Annotated in this window: 17 protein-coding genes; 7 read left to right on the forward strand and 10 right to left on the reverse strand. The window is 66.4% G+C overall.

Annotation, left to right across the window (positions count from 1 at the left end):
* Positions 1-27: 27 nt before the first annotated feature.
* Entirely contained in the window at positions 28-729 is a 702-nt protein-coding gene (gene rpiA, locus WDLP6_RS10015; RefSeq protein WP_162592208.1) for a ribose-5-phosphate isomerase RpiA, read from the forward strand.
* 12 nt (positions 730-741) lie between these two features.
* Here the strand turns inward: rpiA and WDLP6_RS10020 are convergent, their stop codons facing one another.
* From WDLP6_RS10020 to WDLP6_RS10040, 5 genes are all read right to left on the reverse strand, one after another.
* Positions 742-1374, reverse strand: a complete 633-nt coding sequence (locus tag WDLP6_RS10020; RefSeq protein ID WP_162592209.1) for a glutaredoxin family protein — start codon at positions 1372-1374, stop codon at positions 742-744.
* A gap of 60 nt (positions 1375-1434) precedes the next feature.
* Positions 1435-3483, reverse strand: a complete 2049-nt coding sequence (locus tag WDLP6_RS10025; protein ID WP_162592210.1) for a M3 family metallopeptidase — start codon at positions 3481-3483, stop codon at positions 1435-1437.
* A gap of 45 nt (positions 3484-3528) precedes the next feature.
* Positions 3529-4386: a bifunctional methylenetetrahydrofolate dehydrogenase/methenyltetrahydrofolate cyclohydrolase gene (locus tag WDLP6_RS10030; protein WP_162592211.1), complete on the reverse strand. Its 858-nt coding sequence runs from the start codon at positions 4384-4386 to the stop codon at positions 3529-3531.
* Positions 4387-4463: 77 nt separating this feature from the next.
* Positions 4464-5093: a response regulator transcription factor gene (locus tag WDLP6_RS10035; protein ID WP_162566867.1), complete on the reverse strand. Its 630-nt coding sequence runs from the start codon at positions 5091-5093 to the stop codon at positions 4464-4466.
* Entirely contained in the window at positions 5090-7633 is a 2544-nt protein-coding gene (locus WDLP6_RS10040) for a PAS domain-containing sensor histidine kinase (RefSeq protein WP_162592212.1), read from the reverse strand. Before WDLP6_RS10040 ends, WDLP6_RS10035 begins: the two co-directional genes overlap by 4 nt.
* 206 nt (positions 7634-7839) lie before the next feature.
* On the opposite strand from WDLP6_RS10040, the gene aceE reads away from it, so the two are divergent.
* The 4 genes from aceE to lpdA are packed head-to-tail and all read left to right on the forward strand — an operon-like array spanning position 7840 to position 14668.
* Positions 7840-10566, forward strand: a complete 2727-nt coding sequence (gene aceE / locus WDLP6_RS10045; protein WP_162592213.1) for a pyruvate dehydrogenase (acetyl-transferring), homodimeric type — start codon at positions 7840-7842, stop codon at positions 10564-10566.
* 36 nt (positions 10567-10602) lie between these two features.
* Positions 10603-12261 (forward strand): dihydrolipoyllysine-residue acetyltransferase, encoded by a 1659-nt coding sequence (gene aceF / locus WDLP6_RS10050; protein WP_162592214.1) that lies wholly within the window; start codon positions 10603-10605, stop codon positions 12259-12261.
* Positions 12258-12848, forward strand: coding sequence for an MFS transporter (locus WDLP6_RS10055; protein ID WP_162566871.1), 591 nt, complete (start codon positions 12258-12260; stop codon positions 12846-12848). The genes aceF and WDLP6_RS10055 overlap by 4 nt, the downstream gene beginning before the upstream one ends.
* Positions 12845-14668, forward strand: coding sequence for a dihydrolipoyl dehydrogenase (gene lpdA, locus WDLP6_RS10060; protein ID WP_162592215.1), 1824 nt, complete (start codon positions 12845-12847; stop codon positions 14666-14668). Before WDLP6_RS10055 ends, lpdA begins: the two co-directional genes overlap by 4 nt.
* A 75-nt stretch (positions 14669-14743) precedes the next feature.
* Here lpdA and WDLP6_RS10065 read toward each other — a convergent pair whose 3' ends face one another.
* A complete protein-coding gene (locus WDLP6_RS10065) occupies positions 14744-15295 on the reverse strand; it encodes a C40 family peptidase (RefSeq protein WP_162595039.1) in 552 nt (183 codons plus the stop codon).
* 253 nt (positions 15296-15548) lie between these two features.
* Between WDLP6_RS10065 and WDLP6_RS10070 the strand changes: the two genes are divergently transcribed.
* Complete coding sequence (locus tag WDLP6_RS10070) at positions 15549-16016, forward strand: PQQ-dependent sugar dehydrogenase (RefSeq protein WP_443083451.1); 468 nt, start codon at positions 15549-15551, stop codon at positions 16014-16016.
* A gap of 5 nt (positions 16017-16021) precedes the next feature.
* On the opposite strand, the gene WDLP6_RS10075 is transcribed toward WDLP6_RS10070, so the two are convergent.
* Positions 16022-16807, reverse strand: a complete 786-nt coding sequence (locus tag WDLP6_RS10075; protein ID WP_232077017.1) for an alpha/beta fold hydrolase — start codon at positions 16805-16807, stop codon at positions 16022-16024.
* 6 nt (positions 16808-16813) lie between these two features.
* The gene (locus WDLP6_RS10080) at positions 16814-18466 is read right to left on the reverse strand and encodes a 4-hydroxyphenylacetate 3-hydroxylase family protein (RefSeq protein WP_162592216.1); all 1653 of its coding nucleotides are present in this window, start codon (positions 18464-18466) and stop codon (positions 16814-16816) included.
* Positions 18467-18606: 140 nt separating this feature from the next.
* Between WDLP6_RS10080 and WDLP6_RS10085 the strand changes: the two genes are divergently transcribed.
* A complete protein-coding gene (locus WDLP6_RS10085) occupies positions 18607-19206 on the forward strand; it encodes an isochorismatase family protein (protein ID WP_162592217.1) in 600 nt (199 codons plus the stop codon).
* Positions 19207-19233: 27 nt separating this feature from the next.
* On the opposite strand, the gene WDLP6_RS10090 is transcribed toward WDLP6_RS10085, so the two are convergent.
* Both WDLP6_RS10090 and WDLP6_RS10095 read right to left on the reverse strand, forming a co-directional pair.
* Positions 19234-22266 carry a bifunctional diguanylate cyclase/phosphodiesterase gene (locus tag WDLP6_RS10090; RefSeq protein ID WP_162592218.1) on the reverse strand — a complete coding sequence of 1011 codons (3033 nt, stop codon included), beginning with the start codon at positions 22264-22266 and terminating at the stop codon, positions 19234-19236.
* Positions 22263-23348 carry a TRAP transporter substrate-binding protein gene (locus WDLP6_RS10095; RefSeq protein WP_162592219.1) on the reverse strand — a complete coding sequence of 362 codons (1086 nt, stop codon included), beginning with the start codon at positions 23346-23348 and terminating at the stop codon, positions 22263-22265. The genes WDLP6_RS10090 and WDLP6_RS10095 overlap by 4 nt, the downstream gene beginning before the upstream one ends.
* Positions 23349-23391 lie beyond the last annotated feature (43 nt).

Here is a 23391-nt window from a genome sequence, read left to right on the forward strand (position 1 = left end):
GCTTCAGACAGCCAAGGATTCTCCCCGATGACATCACCCGCTCCCGTTTCCGTCCTGACGCAGGACGAACTCAAGGCCCTGGTCGGCCGCGCCGCGTTGGACTATGTGGTGAAGGGCGAGATCGTGGGCGTCGGCACCGGCTCGACGGTCAACAAGTTCATCGATGCGCTGGCGGCGATCAAGGGCGATATCCGGGGCGCAGTCTCGAGTTCCACCGCATCGACCGAACGTCTGCGCGCGCTGGGCATTCCGGTCTTCGACAGCAACGAGGTCGAGGAACTGGCCGTCTACATCGACGGCGCCGACGAGATCGATGGCCGCGGCTACATGATCAAGGGCGGCGGCGCCGCGCTCACGCGCGAGAAGATCGTCGCGGCGCAATCGCGGCGCTTCGTCTGCATCGCCGATGCGTCCAAGCGCGTGAACACGCTCGGCGCCTTTCCGTTGCCGGTCGAGGTGATCCCGATGGCGGTGCAGCGCGTGATGCGGCAGTTCGCGCGGATGGGCGGGCTGGCACAGGTGCGCGAGAAGGATGGCGTGCCGCTGGTCACCGACAACGGCCAGCACATCATCGATGTGACCGGCCTGCGCATCAGCGACCCGCTCGATTTCGAGACCGAGGTGAACCAATGGCCTGGCGTGGTCACCGTCGGCGTGTTCGCGCACCAGCGGGCCAACGTGTGTCTGCTGGGCACCGCGGCGGGTGTGGAGACCTTGCGCTTCGATTGAGCGGCCGGCCGCTCAGAACTTGATGCCGGCGGGATTGCCGGGCGTCGGCCCGGTCGCGGCCGCAGGCGCGGCGGCCGGTCCCGGCGCTGCGGGTGCCGGTGTTGCCGCCGCGGCGGGTCGTGCGGCCGGCTGTTGCGCGACCAGCGGCTGCGCCGGCGGATTGCGATAGCTGGCCGGCAGTTGGGTGCTCTTCGGATAGCCGGCGGCGTCGAGGTATTGCGACCATTCCGCGTCCGAGAAGCCCCTCAGCTGCTGCGAGCCGATGGCCAGCAGCGGCAGCGAGTTCTGTCCGCTCAGGCGCTGCAGCGCATCGATGTCCGCGTTGGACTTGATGGTGCGCTCGTCGAAGGGCACGCCGCGCGTGATCAGCAGCGAGCGGCCTGCGCTGCAGGCGCCGCACTCGTCGCCGGTGTAGAGCGTGACGGGGTAGCGCTGCACGATCTGCCGCAGTTCATAGGGCAGTTCCGCGTTGGCGTTCGGGGAGATGCCGGGTCTCGGCGCCGCGGGCCGCGCATCGGCGGACGGCGGCTGGTCGGAGAAGCTGACCTTGCCATTGCCGTCGACATGGCGGTAGACCGGCTGCGCGAGCGCGCCGGCCGCCACCAGCAGCAGGCTGAGCGCCGAAAGGTAAGTGCTGAATTTCATCGATGACTCCCCGTGATCGGATGGCCGAAGTATCTCAGGCTCCGGCGGCATCGGATGGCCTCAGGCGGGCTGCGCCTCGGCCATGCCCTGATGACGCAGCAACGCGTCGAGCTGCGGCTCGCGGCCGCGGAAGGCCTTGAACGATTCCATTGCGCTGCGGCTGCCGCCGGCTTCGAGAATCGCCTGACGGTATCTGCGCCCGGTCTCGATGCTGGGCTCGCCATCGGCGCCGGCCGTTTCCTCGAACGCGGCATAGGCATCGGCGCTCAGGACCTCGGCCCACTTGTAGCTGTAGTAGCCGGCCGCGTAGCCGCCCGAGAAAATGTGGCTGAAGGTGTTGGGCGTGCGGCTGAAGGGCGGCGCGGGCAGCACCGCGACCTCGTCGCGCACCTTGCCCAGCAAGGCCATCACGTCGCCCGGCTGGGCTGCGGCCGCGTCGTACGCAGTGTGCAGCAGCATGTCGAACAGCGCGAACTCGATCTGGCGCAGCGTCTGCATGCCGCTCTGGAAATTCTTGGCGGCCGTCATCTTGTCGAACAGCGTGCGCGGCAGCGGCTCGCCGGTGTCGACCTGCGAGGTCATGTGCCGCAGCACGTCCCACTCCCAGCAGAAGTTCTCCATGAACTGGCTCGGCAGTTCGACCGCGTCCCACTCGACGCCGCTGATGCCCGAGACGTCGCGCTCGTTGATCTGCGTGAGCATGTGGTGCAGGCCGTGGCCGAATTCGTGGAAGAGGGTGGTCACGTCGTCGTGCGTGAGCAGCGGCGGCTTGCCGTCGACGCCGTCGGCGAAGTTGCACACCAGCTGCGCGATCGGCGTCTGCAGAACGCCGGTGTCGGGGCGCAGCCAGCGGGCGCGCACGTCGTCCATCCAGGCGCCGCCGCGCTTGGCGGCGCGTGCGGACGGATCGAGGTAGAACTGGCCGACCTTCTGGCCGGCCCTTTCGATGCGGTAGAACTCGACGCTCGGATGCCAGACGGGCGCGCTGTCGCGCACGATCGACACCTCGAACAGCGTCTCGACGATCTTGAACAGGCCCGCCATCACCTTGGGCGCCGGGAAGTACTGCTTGACCTCCTGTTCGCTGAAGGCATAGCGCGCTTCCTTGAGCTTTTCGCCGACGTAGGTCCAGTCCCAGGGCTGCGGATCGACGATGCCGAGCTGCTCGGCCGCGAACACGCGCAGGTCGGCCAGGTCGCGTTCGCCGTAGGGCTTGGCCTTGGTCGCCAGATCGCGCAGGAACTGGATGACCTGCGCGGCCGACTCGGCCATCTTCGGCACGATGGAGAGCTCGCCGAAGTTGGGATAGCCGAGCAGCCTGGCTTCTTCCTGGCGCAGCGCGAGGATCTCGCGGATCGGCGCGGTGTTGTCGAAAGCCGGATCGCCGAACTCGCTGGCGCGCGTGACGTAGGCGCGGTAGAGCGTCTCGCGCAGCGCACTGCTCCTGACGAATTGCATCACCGGCAGGTAGCACGGCATCTTGAGCGTGAGCTTGTAGCCTTCCTTGCCCTCGGCTTCGGCGGCAGCGCGCGCGGTGCTGACCACGTCCTCGGACAGGCCATCGAGTTCGCCCAGCTGGGCGTAGTAGGCAAAGGCATCGGTCGCATCGAGCGCGTTCTCGCTGAACTTCTGGCTCAGCTCGGCCTGCCGCTCCTGGATCTCGGCGAAGCGTGTCTTGGCCGCCCCTTGCAACTCGGCGCCGCCGAGTACGAAGTTGCGGATCGCGTAGCGATGGGCCTGGCGCTGTTCGGGGTTCAGCGTGGCGACATCGATGGCCTTGTACTTGGCATAGAGACGTTCGTCGGAGCCCAGCCTTGTCCAGAAGGCGGTGACGCGGGGCATCGCCTCGTTGTAGGCGGCGCGCAGCTCGGGCGTGTCGGCCACGGCATTGAGATGGCCGACCGCGCCCCAGGCGCGGCTGAAGCGCTCGGACGCGACGTCCAGCACCTTCGCGATGGCGCTCCACTCGGCAGGGAATTCCGGCGCGGTCACCGTCTGCAGTGCGGCCTCGGCATCGGCGAGCAGGGCGTCGACGGCCGGTGCGACATGCTCCGGCTTGATGCGGTCGAACGGGGTGAGGTCGGAGAAGTCGAGGAGCGGATTGGTCATGGGATCCATCTGGCGGCGATGAGGCGCGGATTCAAGGCGTGGGCGTCAGGCCTTGGCGGCCTGGCGTTCGGCGGACTCGACGGTGTTGACCATCAGCATCGTCACGGTCATCGGCCCCACGCCGCCGGGCACCGGCGTGATGTAGCCGGCCACCTCGCGCACGCCGGCGAAGTCGACGTCGCCGGCGAGCTTGTTGTGTTCGTTGCGGTTCATGCCGACGTCGATCACGACGGCACCCGGCTTCACCATGTCGGCCGTCAGCGTGTTGCGCCGGCCGACCGCGACCACGACCACGTCGGCCTGGCGCGTGTGGTGGCCGAGGTCCGGCGTGCCGCTGTGGCACACCGTCACGGTCGCGTTGGCCTGCAGCAGCAGCAGCGCCATCGGCTTGCCGACCGTGTTGCTGCGGCCGATCACCACCGCGTGCTTGCCCTTGAGGCCGATGCCGGTGCTCTCGATCAGTTTCACGCAGCCGTAAGGCGTGCAGGGACGAAAGCCCGGCAGCCCTGCCATCAGCTCGCCGGCCGAGAGCACCGAGTAGCCGTCCACGTCCTTCGAGGTCGCGATGGCCTCAATGACCTTGGCCGGATCGATGTGCTTGGGCAGCGGCATCTGCACCAGGATGCCGTGGATCGCCGGATCGGCATTCAGTGCCGCGATGCGCGCGAGCAGGTCGGCTTCGCTCAACTCGGCGGGGTAGCGCTCCAGCACCGAGCGCAGGCCGCGCTCCTGGCAGGCTTTCACTTTCTTGCCGACGTAGATCTCGCTGGCCGGGTCGTTGCCGACCAGCACGACCGCCAGGCCCGGTGTGATGCCGCGCGCGGTGAGCGCGGCCGCGCGCGTGGCAACGTCGGCCAGGAGCCGCTGCGAGAGCGCGTTGCCGTCGATCAGTTGGGCTGTCATCGTTTTCAGTTCTCCAAGTAAAAACGCCCGCTTGGCGCAGGCGTGAAGTCGATGTCGGGTGGTCGGGATGGCAGCGGCTAGGCCTTGGCCGAGGCCGCCTGTCCCAATGCGATCTTGAGCAGGTCGGCCACCGTGTTCGCGTTGAGCTTTTCCATGATGTTGGCGCGGTGCGCCTCCACCGTCTTGATGCTGATGCCGAGGTCGTCGGCGATCTGCTTGTTGAGCCGGCCGGCGACGATGCGTTCGAGCACCTGCGCTTCGCGGCCGGTGAGCTTGGACAGCAGCGCGTCGCGGCTGGCGGACTGCTGGTGCTGCGCGAAGGCGCCGCGCGCGTGTTCGAGCATGCGTTCGACCAGCGCCACCAGCGCCTCGTCGTTGAAGGGCTTCTGGATGAAATCCATCGCGCCCTTCTTCATGCTGTCGACCGCCATCGGCACATCGCCGTGGCCGGTGATGACGACGATCGGCAGCGGCGAGCGACGCTCGATCAGCCGGTCCTGCAGCTCGATGCCCGACATGCCGCCCATGCGGATGTCGACGATCAGGCAGGCCACTTCGCGCGGGTCGTAGCGCGAGAGAAAGGATTCGGCCGAATCGAAGCATCGAACCCGGTAGTCCTTGCCTTCGAGCAGCCATTGCAACGAATCGCGGACCGCTTCGTCGTCGTCGACGACATAGACCGTGCCCTTCTTCGGAATCAAACTCATGCGGGTACCTTCGCCTCGTTGCTTGCTACGGAATCGATAGCGTCCAACACCGGAATCCAGAAGGAAAAACGGCATCCGACGACATCCGGACCATTGTAGATGTTCTCCGCCTGCATCCGGCCGCGGTGCGACTCGACGATGGTGCGGCACAGGTTGAGCCCGATGCCCATGCCTTCGGGCTTGGTCGAGAAGAAGGCTTCATAGAGCCGGTCCATCACTTCGGGCGCCAGGCCCATGCCCGTGTCCTGTACCGAGAACTCGACCGCGTTCTGACCGTCGATGATCTTCGGCAGCACGCGCAGTTCGACGCTGCGGCGCGCGAGCGGACGGTTGGCGAGGTCGATCGACTCGGCCGCGTTCTTCAGCAGGTTGACCATCACCTGCTCGATCAGGATCGGGTCGACGCGAACGATCGGCAGCCGCGCGGCGACGTAGTGGTTGAGGCGCACGTTGCGACGCCGCAGTTCGATGCCCGCGAGTTCGACCGCCTCGCTCACCATGGTCGCGACCTCGGCCGGCGTGCGGTTCGGCTCGCTGCGCTTCACGAAGGAGCGGATGCGCTGGATGATCTGGCCCGCGCGCTGCGCCTGCTTGGCGGTCTTGTCGAGTGCGGCGAGCAGCGCGTCCGAGTCGATCTGCTGACCCCGGATGCGCGACATCATCCCGTTGCAGTAGTTGGTGATGGCGGTCAGCGGCTGATTGAGTTCGTGCGCGACGCTGGAGGCCATCTCACCCATCGTGATCAGCCGGCTGGCGGCCTGCGCGCGGTCGGCCTGCGCGGCGGAGAGGTCCTCGGCATCGCGCCGCGGCGTGATGTCGGTCGCGATCACCAACTGCGCCAGGCGGCCGTCGACCCAGGTCAGGTAGCGCGAGCGCACCTCGAGCCACTTGCCCAGCTCGGGCACGAAGATCTCGTTGTTGGCCGGCTGGGCGGTGGTCAGTTGATCGGTCGGCAGGCCGGCGAACGGATCCACGTCGTCGAGGTCTTCCTCGTGGGCATGCGAGGCCGGCACGCCGGCCTGCGCGACCATGCCCAGATGCCCCACGGTGTCGGAGCCGAACCAGAGCCGATAAAGCTTGTTGGCGAACAGCAGCTCCTCGCTGCCGAGTGGTGCGACCGATACCGACGCGTCCAGCGCTTCGAGCACGGTGGTGAAGCGTTCGTAGGAGGCCGAGAGCTGCTCGCGGATGCGCGTGGGCTCGGTGATGTCGGTCATCGAGGTCATCCATCCGGTCTGGTGCCCGCGCGCATCGATCAGCGGCGACACGTAGAGCCGCGCGTTGAAGACGCTGCCGTTGCGGCGCTTCACCCGGACCTGGAAACCGCCGGGCAGCGCGCGGCCGTGCAGCTCTTCCTCGAGCCGTTCGTTCATGACCTCGCGATCGGATTCGAGCCAGTAGGGAAAGGGCGGCGTCTGGCCGACCAGCTCGTTCTCGTTCCAGCCGGTCATGGCGCAGAAGGCCGCGTTGACGTAGGTGATGCGGCCCTCGAGGTCGAGCACGCGCATGCCGGTGAGCATCGAGTTCTCCATCGCGCGGCGGAAGTTGGTTTCGGCCACCAGCGCCTGCTGCGCCTGCAGCCGGCGCCGCGTGTGGCGCCAGGTTCCGATCAGCATCCAGCTGGTGAGCACGCTGAGTGCACCCACCAGCCAGAACAGCCCGTTGCCGACCACGCCCTGCGAGGTGCGGTACGCCTGCGCGCGCAGCAGCAGCGCATTGCCGACCGGCGAGACAGGGACCTCGTATTCACTGGTGCGCACCATCCAGGGCAGAAGCCGCCGCGCGGACTCGCGCGGACTGGCGACCGTGTTGCCGGCGATCAGGCCGCCCTTGGCATCGAGCAGCGACACCGCATAGCGGGCCGAGACTTCCGAGGGCATGCCGTAGCGCAGCAGCCCGTCGATCGAGAACTCGCCCAGCACCACGCCGGCGAACAGGCCCTGGTCGTACAGCGGGATGTGCAACTGCAGCATGGCCGGCGGGTCGCCGCCCGCGAGCGGTTGCGAGAACACCGGCTGGCGCAGCTCGCGCGCCAGCGCGTAGTTGCTCTCGATCTCGCCGGGCCGAAGTACTTCGCCGATGGCGTGCTGCTGCGCGGGATGTACGCTGGGCGCGGCGTAGGCGGCCTTGAAGCGACGCCGGTCGTCGATCCAGCTGACGGCCTGCAGTTCCGGGAACTGGCTGACCAGGGACTCCGCACGGCTGGTGAATTCGGTGGCGTCGATCTCGTGGGTAGAGGCATCGCGCGCGATGCGCATGAGCTGCTCCTGCCGCTCCAGCAGCCGCAGCCGCACGCGCTGCTGCGCGTACTCCACGTCACGCTTGACCGACTCCTGTCCGCGCTCCATTTCTTCGGCGCGCAGATACCAGAAGGCCGCGACGATGGCGGCCAGGAAGAGCAGCACCGCGGCCATCGGCGCCAGCATCGCGACCGCATCCTGCAGCACGGGTGTCTGCCGACGCCACCAGCGGCGCCACCAGGACAGCGGCGACGCATGAACCGCGCTGCGCGCAGCCTCGATCGGAGAGGAAAAGGGCATCGGGCAAGTTTAGGGGCAAGGCCCGCGAGAGGGATGCGCTGCGGCTGGCCGACATGGTTTCGAAAGAGGCCATCTCATTCGATATCTCACGATAAGAAATCTGCATGCACGATTTGAAATTCTCATATTTCTATGAGAAACTTCCTGCGTCGCCGGATACGGCACTAAATTACAGCCACAACCCCTTCGAGAAAAAGGAGACACGCATGTCGGCAAATCCCGAGAACCTGTTCGGCTCGGCCGCGAACGATCCCGATGCGCAGGAGACGCGCGAATGGATGGACGCCCTGTCCGCCGTCATCGAGAGCGAAGGTCCCGACCGCGCGCACTTCCTGCTGGAGCAACTGCTCGAGCATGCGCGCCAGCACAGCATCGACAAGCCGTTTTCGGCCAACACGGCCTACGTCAACACGATCGAGCCGGACCAGGAAGAGCGCTCTCCCGGCAACCTCGAGATCGAAGAGCGCCTGCGTTCCTACATGCGCTGGAACGCGATGGCGATGGTGGTCAAGGCGAACCGCCACCATCCCGAGGAGGGCGGAGACCTGGGCGGCCACATCGGCTCCTTCGCATCGCTGGCGAGCATGTTCGGCGCCGGCTTCAACCACTTCTGGCATGCCGAAAGCGAGAACCACGGCGGCGACTGCCTCTACATCCAGGGCCACGTCTCGCCCGGCATCTATGCACGCGCCTACCTCGAAGGCCGCCTGAGCGAAGAGCAACTGCTGAATTTCCGCCAGGAGGTCGACGGCAAGGGCCTGTCGAGCTATCCCCATCCGAAGCTCATGCCCGAGTTCTGGCAATTCCCCACGGTGTCCATGGGCCTTGGCCCGCTGATGGCGATCTACCAGGCCCGCTTCCTCAAATACCTGCACGCCCGCGGCATCGCCAACACCGAGAACCGCAAGGTCTGGGTGTTCTGCGGCGACGGTGAAATGGACGAGGTCGAATCGCTCGGCGCCATCGGCTTGGCCGCACGCGAGAAGCTCGACAACCTGGTCTTCGTCATCAACTGCAACCTGCAGCGCCTGGATGGCCCGGTACGCGGCAACGGCAAGATCATCCAGGAGCTCGAAGGCGAATTCCGCGGCTCGGGATGGAACGTCATCAAGCTCATCTGGGGTGCGGGCTGGGATCCGCTGCTGGCGCGCGACAAGGACGGCGCGCTGCGCAGGATCATGATGGAGACCAACGACGGCGACTACCAGTCCTTCAAGGCCAACGACGGCGCTTACGTGCGCAAGAACTTCTTCGGCCGCGATCCGCGCACGCTGGAGATGGTCGCCAAGATGAGCGACGACGACATCTGGAACCTGCGCCGCGGCGGGCACGATTCGCAGAAGGTGTATGCCGCCTTCCATGCGGCCGTCAAGCACACGGGCCAGCCCACGGTGCTGCTGATCAAGACCGTCAAGGGCTTCGGCATGGGCAAGATCGGCGAGGGCAAGAACAACGTTCACCAGACCAAGAAGCTCGGCGACGAGGACATCAAGGCCTTCCGCGACCGCTTCAACATTCCGATTCCGGACAGCCAGTTGCCCGATCTGCCGTTCTACAAGCCGGCCGACGACACGCCGGAGATGAAGTACCTGCACGAGCGCCGCAAGGCCCTCGGCGGCTATCTGCCGCATCGCCGCACCAAGGCCGACGAGAGCTTCACCGTGCCCGCGCTCGAGACCTTCAAGGCCGTGATGGAACCGACGGCCGAGGGCCGCGAGATCTCGACCACGCAGGCCTACGTGCGCTTCCTCACGCAGCTTCTGCGCGACAAGGCCCTGGGCCCGCGCGTGGTGCCGATCCTGGTCGACGAAGCACGCACCTTCGGCATGGAAGGGCTGTTCCGCCAGATCGGCATCTACAACCCCGCGGGCCAGCAGTACACACCGGTCGACAAGGACCAGGTCATGTACTACAAGGAAGACAAGGCCGGCCAGATCCTGCAGGAAGGCATCAACGAGGCCGGCGGCATGTCGAGCTGGATCGCTGCCGCCACGTCGTACAGCACCAACAACCGGATCATGGTGCCGTTCTACGTGTACTACTCGATGTTCGGCTTCCAGCGCATCGGCGACCTGGCCTGGGCCGCTGGCGACATGCAGGCGCGCGGCTTCCTGCTGGGCGGCACCTCGGGCCGCACGACGCTCAACGGCGAAGGGCTTCAGCACGAGGACGGCCACAGCCACATCCTGGCCAACACCATCCCGAACTGCGTGAGCTACGACCCGACCTTCGCGCATGAAGTCGGCGTCATCCTGCACCACGGCCTGAAGCGGATGGTGGAGAAGCAGGACAACGTCTACTACTACATCACGCTGCTCAACGAGAACTACCCGATGCCTGGCCTCCAGCTCGGCACCGAGGAGCAGATCATCAAGGGCATGTACCTGTGCCGGCAGGCTCCCTCGATCAAGGCCGCGAAGGGCAAAGAGGTGCCGACGGTGCAACTGCTCGGCAGCGGCACGATCCTGCGCGAGAGCATCGCGGCGCAGGAACTGCTCGAGAAGGACTGGGGCGTGAGCGCCGCCGTGTGGAGTTGCCCGAGCTTCAACGAACTCACGCGCGACGGCCAGGAGGCCGATCGCTGGAACTTGCTGCATCCGACGGACGAGGCACGCGTGTCCTTCGTCGCGCAGCAGCTCGCACCGAGCGGCGGGCCGGTGGTCGCGTCGACCGACTACATGAAGGCCTATGCCGAGCAGATCCGTCCCTTCATTCCGAAGGGCCGCAACTACAAGGTGCTCGGCACCGACGGCTTCGGGCGCAGCGATTTCCGCAACAAGCTGCGCGAGCACTTCGAGATCAATCGCCACTTCATCGTGGTGGCCGCGCTCAAGGCACTCGCCGAGGACGGTGCCTTGCCCGCGCAAAAGGTGGCCGACGCCATCCAGAAGTACGGCATCAACGCCGAGAAGATCAACCCGCTCTACGCATAAAACAATCAACTGCGCCTCTAGGGCGGGAGACACGATATGGCAACAGTGGAAGTGAAGGTGCCGGACATCGGCGATTTCGACGAAGTCGCGGTGATCGAGGTGCTGGTGAAGGTGGGCGACACGGTGAAGGCCGAGCAGTCGCTCATCACGGTGGAATCGGACAAGGCCTCGATGGAAATCCCGTCGAGCCAGGCCGGCGTCGTGAAGGAGCTCAAGGTCGAGGTCGGCAGCAAGGTCAAGGAAGGGTCGGTCGTGCTGGTGCTGGAAGGCGAGGCTGCGGCGCCTGCCGCGGCACCACCGGCGGCTGCCACGCCTGCTGCGGCGCCTGCGCCGGCACCGGCTTCGGCGGCGAGTGCCGCACCGGCAGCAGCTGCTGCCGGTCCGGTCGAGGTCAAGGTGCCCGACATCGGCGACTTCAAGGACGTCGCCGTCATCGAGGTGCTGGTGAAGGTGGGCGACGCCATCCAGGTCGAGCAGTCGCTGATCACGGTCGAGTCGGACAAGGCCTCGATGGAGATTCCGTCGTCTGCGGCCGGGGTGCTCAAGGAGCTCAAGGTCAAGGTCGGTGATACGGTCAACATCGGCGATCTGGTTGCAGTGCTCCAAGGGGCGCAGGCGGCGCCTGCGGCAGCCACTGTCGCTGCGCCCGCTGCGTCGGCCGCGGTGCCCCCACCCCAACCCTCCCCCGGAGGGGGAGGGAGTCAAGGCCAGGCCGCGGCTGCTCCGCCACCTGCGCACGATCCCACCGTAGCGCCCTCCGGCCATCTGCCGCACGCATCGCCCTCGGTGCGCAAGTTCGCGCGCGAACTCGGCGTGCCGCTCGAAGAGGTCAAGGGCAGCGGGCCCAAGGGCCGCATTACCCAGGCAGACGTCCAGAACTTCACCAAGGCGGTGATGAGCGGCGCCGCGAGCACCAAGGCCTCGGCATCCAAGACGCCGGCCGGCGGCGGTAGCGGCGAAGCCCTCGGCCTGCTGCCATGGCCCAAGGTCGACTTCACCAGGTTCGGCACGGTCGAGCGCAAGGAGCTGTCGCGCATCAAGAAGATCAGCGGCGCCAACCTGCATCGCAACTGGGTGATGATCCCGCACGTCACCAACAACGACGAAGCCGACATCACCGAACTCGAAGCCTTCCGCGTGTCGACCAACAAGGAGAACGAGAAGTCCGGTGTCAAGGTCACGATGCTCGCCTTCGTGATCAAGGCTGTGGTCTCGGCGCTGAAGAAGTTTCCCGAGTTCAACACCAGCCTGGATGGCGACACCCTGGTCTACAAGCAGTACTACAACGTCGGCTTCGCGGCCGACACGCCCAACGGCCTGGTCGTGCCCGTGCTCAAGGATGCCGACAAGAAGGGCGTGCTGCAGATCAGCCAGGAAATGGGCGAACTCGCCAAGAAGGCGCGCGACGGCAAGCTCGGCTCGGCCGACATGCAGGGCGGCTGCTTCTCGATCAGCTCGCTCGGCGGCATCGGCGGCACGCATTTCACGCCGATCATCAATGCGCCGGAAGTCGCGATCCTCGGTTTGTCCAAGAGCGCGATGAAGCCGGTGTGGGACGGCAAGGCCTTCCAGCCGCGCCTGACCCTGCCGTTGTCGCTGTCGTACGACCATCGCGTGATCGACGGCGCCCTGGCTGCACGCTTCAACGCCTACCTGGGCCAGGTCCTCGCCGACTTCCGACGCGTTCTGCTATGACGACGGTCGTGGCCGTCCGCAAAGGCGGTCAAGTCGTGATGGCGGCGGATTCGCTCGTGACCTTCGGGGACACGCGGCTGTCGCATCACGCCGAGGCCAACCAGAAGCTGTTCACGGTCAACGATGCGGCGGGGCAGAGCATCTTCGCGGTCGCCGGCGCGGCGGCGCACTTCCTGGTGCTGCAGCATGCGCTGGCCGCACAGCCGGCCGAGGCGCTTCGCTTCGGCAGCAAGGACGAGATCTTCCGCACCTTCACGCTGCTGCATCCGGTGCTCAAGGAATCGTTCTTCCTGCAGACCAAGGAAGACGAGCACGAGCCCTACGAGTCGAGCCAGTTCACGATGCTGCTGGCCAACGCGAGCGGCATCTACGGCATCTACAGCTACCGCGAGGTGTTCGAGTTCAAGCGCTTCTGGAGCATTGGCTCGGGCCGCAGCTTCGCGCTCGGCGCGATGCACGCGGCGTATGACAAGGCGCGCACGGCGCGCGACGTGGCCGAGGCCGGCGTGGCCGCGGCTTGCGAATTCGATCGCAATTCGGCCGGGCCGGTCGACGTTCTCACACTCAAACTCAAGGTGTCCCAATGAGCGAACAACAAGTCAAGGTGCCGGATATCGGTGATTTCGACGAAGTCGCGGTGATCGAAGTGCTGGTGCAGCCCGGCGACACGGTGAAGGCCGAGCAGTCGCTGATCACGGTGGAGTCGGACAAGGCCTCGATGGAGATCCCTTCGTCGCATGCCGGCGTGGTCAAGTCGGTGGCCGTGAAGGTCGGCGACAAGGTGAAGGAGGGCTCGGTGGTGCTGACGCTCGATGCGGCAGAGGGCGCGGCCGCAGCGCCCGCACCGGCTGCGTCGACTCCTGCCTCTGCGGCGCCAGCGCCGAAGCCCGCTGCTCCAACGGCACCACAAGCGTCAGCCCCGGCACCTGCATCGACCTACAGGGGTGCCATCGACGTCGAATGCGACCTGCTCGTGCTCGGCGCCGGCCCGGGTGGCTACTCGGCCGCCTTCCGTGCCGCCGACCTGGGCCTGAAGGTCGTGCTGGTCGAGCGCTACGCCACGCTCGGCGGCGTGTGCCTGAATGTCGGCTGCATCCCTTCCAAGGCGCTGCTGCACGTGGCGGCCGTGATGGACGAGGTCAAGCATTTCGCCGACCTGGGCGTGAGCTTCGGCGAGCCCACGGTCGATCGCGCCAAGCTGCTCGCGCGCAAGAACAAGGTGGTCGGCAAACTCACCGGCGGCCTCGGCGCGATGGCGAAGATGCGCAAGGTGACCACCGTGCGCGGCGTCGGCGAGTTCATCGATCCGTACCACGTCAAGGTCCAGGAAACCACCGGCGACGGCCGGGCCACCACCGACAAGACGCAGACCGTCAAGTTCCGCCACTGCGTGATCGCGGCCGGCTCCCAGGCCGTGCATCTGCCCTTCATGCCCAAGGATCCGCGTGTCGTCGATTCCACCGGCGCGCTCGAACTGGGTGTCGATCCCAAGCGCATGCTCATCCTGGGTGGCGGCATCATCGGCCTCGAGATGGGCTCGGTCTATTCGACGCTGGGCGCACGGCTCGACGTGGTCGAGATGCTCGACGGCCTGATGCAGGGCGCCGACCGCGATCTGGTCAAGGTCTGGCAGAAGCTCAATGCACCGCGCTTCGACAACATCATGCTCAAGACGAAGACCGTCGGCGCCGAAGCGACCAAGGAGGGCATCCGCGTCAGCTTCGAAGGCGAGCAGGCACCCAAGGAGCCGCAGCTCTACGACCTCGTGCTGCAGGCGGTGGGCCGCAGTCCCAACGGCAAGAAGATCGGCGCCGAAAAAGCGGGCGTCAACGTCAGCGAGCGCGGCTTCATCCCCGTCGACGTCCAGATGCGCACCAACGTGCCCCACATCTTCGCGGTCGGCGACATCGTCGGCCAGCCGATGCTCGAGCACAAGGCCGTGCACGAAGCGCACGTGGCGGCCGAGGTGATCGCCGGCGAGCAGAAGGGCGACAAGGAACTCGCCAGCGCGGCCTTCAATGCGCGCGTGATCCCGAGCGTGGCCTACACCGACCCGGAGGTGGCCTGGGTCGGCCTCACCGAGGACCAGGCCAAGGTCGAGGGCGTGAAGATCCACAAGGGCCTGTTCCCGTGGACGGCATCGGGCCGCGCGATCGCGAACGGTCGCGACGAGGGCTTCACCAAGCTGCTGTTCGACGCCGAGTCGCACCGGATCCTGGGCGGTGGCATCGTCGGCACCCATGCCGGCGACATGATCGGCGAGATCGCGCTGGCGATCGAGATGGGGGCCGACGCGATCGACATCGGCAAGACGATCCATCCGCATCCCACGCTCGGCGAGAGCATCGGCCTGGCGGCCGAAGCAGCACATGGCAGCTGCACGGACCTGCCGCCGGTCAAGCGCTAGCAGCCAGCCGCGCCGCGCCAATGAAAAATCCCGCCGTGCAGGCGGGATTTTTTATGCGCGGCAGGACTTCGCGACTCAGTCGCCGCTGCCTTTGACTTCGCCTTGGGCGGCGAGAACCCGGCGCGCACCGTCGAAGCGACGCTGCCAATAGCTGCCCGTCATGTCTTCGACGCGAACTTCCGCGCCGGGCTTGGGCGAATGGATGAACTTGCCGTCGCCGACATAGATGCCGACATGGCTGAAGGCACGGCGCATGGTGTTGAAGAACACGAGATCGCCGGGCTTGAGTTCGCTGCGATCGATCTTCTCTGTCGCGGCTGCCTGCTCGACGGCACGGCGGGGAAGCAGATGGCCGACGGTCTGGTTGTACATCGCGCGCACGAAGCCGCTGCAATCGAAGCCGGTTTCGGCGTTGTTGCCGCCGCGCCGGTAGGGCACGCCGAGAAAACCGATGGCGGTAACGACGAGGTCGGAGGTGCGGTCGACGACGGTTTGGCGAACCTGATGGAATTGGCCCATCAATCCCTTGCCGGCAAGGGCCGGGTCCAATTCATCGGTACCTTGTGGAGGCGCTGCGTGTGCGGCAAAGGCGATCAGGAGGCAGGCGGGTAGGAGAAAAAAACGCATGGCGCGTAGGATATGGATGACAAACCGTGGTGTCAATTTCAGGTGAATTCGGGATTTTGCATGCAACTCATTGTCTAGCCTAGGGTTTTTTCAATTTCTCACGAAGGGAAATGTAAAGCTCAAGTTATGACTGATAAGTTGTTCGGTAATTTGTAACCCTAAAGTTATTAGAAATCTCGGAGTCAAAGTCGAATGATTTGATTGCCTGATTTTTCGAGGAATTGCATGCGCCCTTTTTCAAGCCGCTGCGCGGCTGGGGTCAGGTGGCTCTGGCTGCGCTGATGGCGGGCGCTGCAGCGGCGGACCCGACGCCGGAAGTCCTGGTCTCCGGCCTCGAAAACCCGCGGATCGGTCGGCCAACAGCACGGCGCTTGCACGCGCCCAACTGCCGGCGGACGCCAGCCGGCTCGAAGATGTCAGGGTCATCTTCAGTCAACGGCCCAAGGTGGCGAGCCAGAACCATTTCGGCTGCCGCATCGTCGAGGCGAAGGATGGCACGCTGTTCCTCACGCTGGGCGAAGGCTTCATCCGCAAGGAGGACGCGCAGAAGCTCGACAAACATCTCGGCAAGATCGTGCGCATCGGCAAGGTCGCGGTCGAGCACAAGCTGCTGGCCGAGGCTCAGCAGCGCATCCGTGACGTGCAGCAAGGCCCGGACGGACTGCTCTACATCCTGACCGACGAATCCAACGGCAAGTTGATCCGTCTTCGGCCCGATTGATTCATTCAGGCAGGGCAGGCCGGCAACCGCAGCGTCGGCAGCATGCGGCGCCACAGACGCCGCCACTGCGGCCAGTCGTGGCCGCCCTCGGTCGTGAACACGCGCTCGGGCGGCAGCACGGCGGCCAGCAGTTGGTGGCTGAAAGCGAAACGATCGCTCTGCCCATGGCCGAGGTAGAGCGGCGGCAGATCGGGCGAACTGGCGCGCGTGCCATAGCGCTGCAGCCATCGCCAAAGCCTTTGTTCGCCCTTGTCGTTCGACAGAGGACCGACAGGTGCGCGCCAGCGTGCCAGCCCGCCCGCATTCGCGATCTCGGTGCTGGTCAGCCGTTCGCCGAGGTACGGCGCCAGCGCCACGATCCCGGCGATCTCGCCGGGATGCATCTCGGCGTAGCCCAGCGCGCCGAGGCCGCCGGCCGAGATGCCGAGGATCCAGATCGATCGGTAGCCCTGCGCGCGGGCCGGCGCGAACACGTCCGCCTGCAGGCGCTCGAAGATGCTGCCGTTGTTGTAGTAGCCGAGGTGCGCGTCGACGCGCAGCACATCGACGGCAAGACGGCGTTCATCGAGTGCGGCGAGGAGGCCCTCGCGCACGAACTCGTCGGGACGCGAATACGCGCCCGGCAGCATCACCAGCAGCGTCCCGGCGCTCGCGGTGCAGCTGCTCTTCGACAGGGTGCTGTCCATCGGCATCTTGGCCGACCGCCAGAGGCCACAGCCGCCGAGCAGCAGCGACAGGGCACCGGTGGCTGCGAGCAGCGCACGCATCGCCGACTGCCCAACGTGCTTCACGGCGGCTCAGTTCGGCCTTGCCGCAAGGGAGGGCAGCACCGGCAGGTCGACCATCACCGGCTGGCCCGGCGTCGTGCAGCCGGTGTCGCAGCACTTGCCCGGCTGGCGGTTGCGGGTGATCGCGCGGGCCGGATCGTGCGGCGCGGCGGCCGGCGATCCGTCGGCGGCGATGCCGCGCTCGAGGATGCGTTCCACCAGCTCCACCTTCGAGCCGAGCGGATAGTTGCGGTAGATCTCCTGCTTCATCGCGGCCGGCGAGCCGCCGCCGTGCAGGCTGATCACGCTGTACCAGCCGCCCTGGTAGCCGGCAGTGAGGTCTTCGATGAAGCGCGCCGTCTCGATGCGCTGCGCATAAGGCACGTCCGGGTTGGCGCGCAAGACCTCGGACAGCCGCGCGGCGGTTTCGGGATTGTGGTCCTCGTCCGGCCCAGGCAAGGTGACGATCAGGCCGCCGCTCACGTAGTGCGCGATGCGGTGCATGTCGTAGATCCTGGTGGCCAGCAGCAGCTTGCCGATGTTGCTGAACACGGCATCGGGCATGAAGACCTCGCAGTGCGTGTCGGCCTTGGCATACACGCTGGCGGCGACGCCGCAGGCGAAGAAGCTCTCGGTGATGGTGATGAGCTCGACCATCTGCTCGCGCAGATGCGTCTCGCGGCCGGGGTCGAAACCATTGGCCTCGCACATCAGCGCGCCGGCGCCGATCAGCAGGTCGCCGAAGCCGGCGCGCGCGCCGATGCAGCTGTGCCGATGGTGGGTGGCGTAGCTGTAAGTGAGGTGGCCGCTGTGCTCCCACTCGCCGGCATAGAACACGTTCTCCCAGGGAACGAAGACCCGGTCGAACAGGCACACGCCCGTGCTCTGGCCGTACTTGCGGCTGAACAGCGCATCGCCGTGCTCGAGCTTTTCGCCCGGACGGCCCGCGGGCCGCGCGATGATCGTGAGGCCCGCTGCGTCGAGCGGCACAGCGCAGCAGACCGCGAAGTCGGCGTCTTCCCGGCCCATGTTGCGACAGGGCATGACCAGCAGCTCATGGACGTAGGGCGCCCCCGTCACGATCGCCTTCGTGCCGGAGATCACGATGCCGCGCACGCCGTTGCGCACCGCGTTGCGCTCGACGATGTGGACGTAGCTGTCGACGTTGGCCTGCTCGTGCGGACGCCGGCTGCGGTCGCCCTTGGCATCGGTCATCGCGACGCCGAGCGTCAGGTCCTGGTCCTGGATGCGATGCAGGTAGGCGGTGAAGCGCTCCCTGTGCTCGCTGCCGCCGCGTGCGTCGTCGATGCGTGCCGACACCTGCGCGATGGCGTTCAGCGCGTCGTGCGTCAGGTAGCGCTGGGCGCAGCCGGTTTCCTGGCAGACCAGGCGCACGGCCTCCAGCTTGTTCAGCAGGTCGCCCGAGCTGGTATTGATGTGCGACAGCCGGTTCACCCGCTTGCCGCTGGTGTGCTGCACGGCCGTCATCAGCGGCGCGTACTGCGCCTTCAATGCGTAGTCGTAGGTCAGCGCGATGGCATTGATGCCGGGTTGAAAGGCCGGCTCGTCGGCGACGCTGTCGACACGTCGCCCGTCGACGAAGACCGTCGGACTGTAGCGCCGCAGCGATTCGCGAAACTCGTGGCCGGACATCAGGGCCGGTGCGGCCGAAGGTGCGTTCATCATGGTCTTCCTGGCTGAATCGGTTGTCCATTGAGTTGCCCATTGGATTTGAACATCGATCGTTCGATTCACCGAGGCAGTCCGACCTGTTCGGTGGTACGGTTCAGCCCTGCGCTTTTCGAATCCAAGACACTCGCCCCATGCTGCTCGATCCCTCGCAATCCCAATTGGTCCTGGTCGACTACCAGGCGCGCCTGATGCCGGCGATCTTCGAGGCGGATGCCGTGACGAAGAACGCGGTGCGCCTCGGCAAGATCGCGCAGCTGGTGGATGTCCCGGTCTGGGGTACCGAGCAGAATCCGTCGAAGCTCGGCGAGAACCCGGCCGACATCCGCGCCCTGTGCCAGCGCACGCTCGCCAAGATGCATTTCAGCGGTGCCGAAGAAGGCCTGGGCGAATGGCTGCGGGCGCCGGCGAAGGCGCCGCAAGGCAACGCGCGCAGCCTGCCCAAGCATCTGCAGAAGCCGGCCACGGCCGAGGAACGCAACACCATCGTCATCGCCGGCTGCGAAGCGCATGTGTGCCTGCTGCAAACCGCGCTCGACCTGATCGAGGACGAATTCGAAGTCTGGGTCGTGACCGACGCCTGCAGCTCGCGCACCGAACGCAATCGCGATGCGGCCTTCGATCGGCTTGCCGGCGCCGGCGCGGAGCTCGTCACCACCGAGATGGTCGGCTTCGAGTGGCTGCGTACGGCCGAGCACCCCCGCTTCAGGGAGCTGCAGGCGTTGATCCGCTGACCGGACCGCAATCCTTCGCTGCCGGACTCAGTCCACCGTCTCGAGGTCCAGGTGGGACTCGAACGCCTGCAGCGGCACGGGCTTGCCGAACAGATAGCCCTGGTACAGCATGCATCCATGCTTCTTGAGAAAGGCGAGTTGCTCGGGTGTCTCGATGCCCTCCGCCACGATCTCGAGCTCCAGGTTGCGGGCCATGCCGATGATCGTCTGGATGATCAGTTCGACCTTGGGATGGATGCCGATGCTGTGCACGAAGAACTTGTCGACCTTGATCTGGTCGAGCGGCAGCTGCGTCATGTAGGAGAGCGATGAATAGCCGGTGCCGAAATCGTCCATCGAGAAATGGATGCCGATCTCCGCGAGCGCCTTCATCTTGCCGATCATTTCCGCCACCTTGTCCTGCAGCAGGCTTTCCGTGAGTTCGAGCTTGAGCCGCGTCGGATCGGCGCCGGTTCTTTCGAGTACCTCGCTCACCTGCAGGACGAAGTCGTCCTCGCGGAACTGCCGCGCGCTGACATTCACCGCAAGCTGAAGATCACGGCGCGCCGGCTGGTGGCTCCAGCGCTCGAGTTGCGCACATGCCGCCTCCAGAACCCAGAGACCGATGGGCACGATCAGCCCCGTGTCTTCCGCCAGATCGATGAATCCCGCGGGCGGCACCAGGCCCCGCGCCGGATGCTGCCATCGGATCAGCACTTCCGCGCCGACGATGCGGCCTTCCGATGTCACCTGGCTCTGGTAGTGCAGCACGAACTGGTCGGCGGCCAGTGCGGTGCGCAACTCGCTCTCGAGCGTCGCGCGGGCGGTGATCGTCGCCTGCATGGCGGCCTCGAAGAAGCGCACGGTGTTGCCGCCCGCGGTCTTGGCGTAGTAGGTCGCAATGTCGGCCTGCTTGAGCAGGTCTTCGAGCGAGTGCTGCTGCCCACGAAAGACCACCACGCCGATGCTGCAGGTGCTGTGGAACTGCCGCGCCGCGGTGAGCTGATAGGGCAGGTCGAGTTCGGCGAGGAGGGCGTCGGCTACCGTCGCGGCCTGCATGGTCGCGGAGTCGGGCTCGTCGCCGAGATTCTCGAGCAGCACCACGAATTCATCGCCGCCCAGCCGCGCCACCGTGTCGCCTTCGCGCAAGCCGGCCTGAAGCCGGGCCGCCACCTGCTTCAGGAGCAGATCGCCGATGGCATGTCCCGAGGCATCGTTGAGCGTCTTGAAGTGATCCAGGTCCAGGAACAGCAGTGCGCCCCGGCGCGAGCGACGGTGGTTGGAATCAATGGCCGCCTGCAGGCGATGCAGAAGAAGGCGGCGATTGGGCAGGCCCGTCAGGCCGTCGTAGAACGCGAGGTGCTCGATCTCGCGCGCCGCCAGCTTGTTGTCGGTGATGTTGCGCAGGATGACGATGAAACGCGTGTCCGGTCCTTGGCCGATCGACTTGCGCGAGACGGAGATCTCGAACCAGGTCGTTCCCCCCGCGGCCCGGCGTTCGAACTGCCGCCCCTTGGAGAAGCCCGACACGTAAGCGTCGTGCAGTGCGGCCATCACCTCGACGGCGGCGTCGCCCGGCAGCAGCTCGGGCACCTTCTTTCCGACCGGATCCTGCACATCGATGCCGGGCACCTCGTTGCGCGGCAAGTGGAAGCGGCGGCAAAGCCCGTCCAGGCCGACCTCGAGCAGCACGTCCGGCAGTGCATCGAGCGTCGCCTGCAACTGTGCCTTGCCCTCGACGATGTCGGCGGTCTGGCGCTTCTTTTCCGTGACGTCGCGGTACACGCAGACCGACCCGCCGTCGGGCGTGCGGCTGCGAATGGAAAGGATGACTTGGCCGTCCGGAAAGACGACCTCCTGCTCGCCTTCGATCGGCCCCTGCAACTGCAACCTTGCACCGCCCGGCTCTCCGGGCGCGGGGCGTTCGGCCGAATGCTGCGCGATCATCCGCAGGGCGATGCGATCGAAGGGCAACAAGGGCTCGATCAGCGCCCGGGCCCATGGAAAGAGGTCGACGAAGCGCCGATTCCACGTCAGCACGCGATCGTGCGGATCGAGCAGGACGAAGCCATCCATCATGGATTCCAGCGCCTGGTCCAGCGTCGCCTTGGAACGAAGCAGTTCGGCGCGCGAGCGCCATTGCCGCCGCAACTGCAGATGGGTGAAGACGCTGACGGCCAGGATCATCAGCGTGAAGACGAGGGCCGCGCCCAGGATGAAGGCGCTGTCCCGGCGCCAGCCCTGCAACGCGAAGCGCAGCGGAATGCTGGCCACGATCAGCAGGTTCCGGTGCAGCGTGGGTCGCGCGACGACGATCGCAGGTTCGCCGCTGAGGCGCGCGGCCATGCGCACCGGGTGTCCGTCGCTGGCCTGCTCGCGCAAGGCTGGCGCGATGGTCCGGCCCGAGAGGTCGTCGCGCGGCGGCTTGCTGGCCAGCATCTCGCCGCCATCGCGCTCGAGCGTGACTTCCATTCCGCGGATGTCGGCGCCCTGCGTGAGGATCGTGGTGAGCAGCGAGAGCTGCACTTCCGCCAGCGCCACCGCCTTGCTGCCGTCGACGAGCCGCAGGACGCGCGCGAAATAGAGCACCTTCTGCGAACTCGACAGGCTGATCGAGGGCGTGCTGACCGCCAGCGTGGACACGGGTTGCGCGAGCACCTGCTGCAGGAAGCCGTCGGGCAACTGCACGGCCAGCTTCGCGCCGCGGCGGTCGGACGACGTGATCACGCGCCCGCCAGGCGACAGGAACGCCATGTACCGGACCAGCAGGTTCTGCCGCACGACGCCGTCCATCAGCTGCACCGCCTCGGGCCGGGCCAGGTCGGCCGCGACGCTGGCGGCATCGGACATCTGCGCGAGCTGTCCGAGACCCGCGAGCAGCATGTCGACGCTCAGCAGGCCGCGGTTGAGCGCCGCTTCGGAGCCACCGACGAAGCGCGCGGCCTGGCTTTCGCTGTCGGCGATCGCCTTCTGGCGCGTCTGCCACATCATCGCGGCGGCGGCGGCGAGGACGGCGATCACGAACAGCGACGCGACACCGTAGATCAAGGCGGTGGCCCGATGGGGCAGGTGCTTGTTCACTGGACCGCAGGCGCCTTGAATCCGACCACCGGCCCGACGGTCTGGTCCCAGACCTGGGCGCACGTCGGTCCGCATCGCGCGACCCAGCCCGCCAGCACGCTGGCGGCGAAGATCTCCTTGCTCCGGCGGCGATCTTCCGCCGAGGGACGCGACTCGGTCATCGTGCCCCTGCTTTCTCGCGTGCACGTCGCCGCGCCCGTGTTGCAGGACACGCCTTCGCCGGTTTCGCGCTCGGATTCGGCCCAGACCGCGGTCTCCAGTTTGGGAAGCTCGCTGCGCAGCAGCGCCTTCAGATCCGAAGGCAGTGCATTCCACGTTTCCTGGTTGGCGCCGAACACGGCAAGCCCCCAGCTGATCGGCAGTGTGTAGAGGGACCGGGTGACCCGATGCAGGCCCAGCATGTTGCCGGACATCGCGCCGGTCACTGCGCATTCCGTGTTGCCCGAATTCATGTGGGACATCAGGTCGGCGAACTCGGTGACGACCGGGATGCCGCCGAGTGCGCGGATGTAGTCGGCCTGTGTCGGGCCGGACACCCGGGTGCGCCTGCCCGCGAGATCGGACAGCTGCGTCAAGGGTTGCTTGCAGAAAAGGACCTGCGCCGGATAGACGTAGACGGCGAGCAGTTCGACCCCGTAGCGCTCGCGCAAGGTGTCTCCGAGGTAGGGCCGGAACGCCGCCACGACGCGGCGCAGCGCCGGCATGTCGGGGCTGAGGCCGGCCATGTCCGGCGTGCCCAGTTCCGGATACTCGGAGGAGACCTGGCTCAGCAGCGCGTTGCCGAAGGGCACGACACCCAGCTTCATGAGGTTCAGCATTTCCTGCCCGGGCACGCCGGCCTGGTCGAACGCAACGATGCTGGCGCCGTACTTTCCGCCGCTCAGGCGGGTCAGGTCACGGGTCCAGAAGCGCTCTTCGTGGCGTGTGAACTGGCTGACGCCCGCCAGGCCGCCGACGATGCGAAGCCGCTGCGCCGGTGCGGGCTGGGCGGCGCAAGTGGCCGCCGCCAGGCCGAGAAGAACAACGGTCGTGTAAGCTAAAAGCAAGCAGTGCCAGGCGGACAGGCCGTCGCGTGTGTTCATGACTTGATCATGGTGCCGTTTGCAGCCGGCGCGTCAAGAATTC

Source organism: Variovorax sp. PBL-E5, from assembly GCF_901827185.1.
Lineage (GTDB): Bacteria > Pseudomonadota > Gammaproteobacteria > Burkholderiales > Burkholderiaceae_C > Variovorax.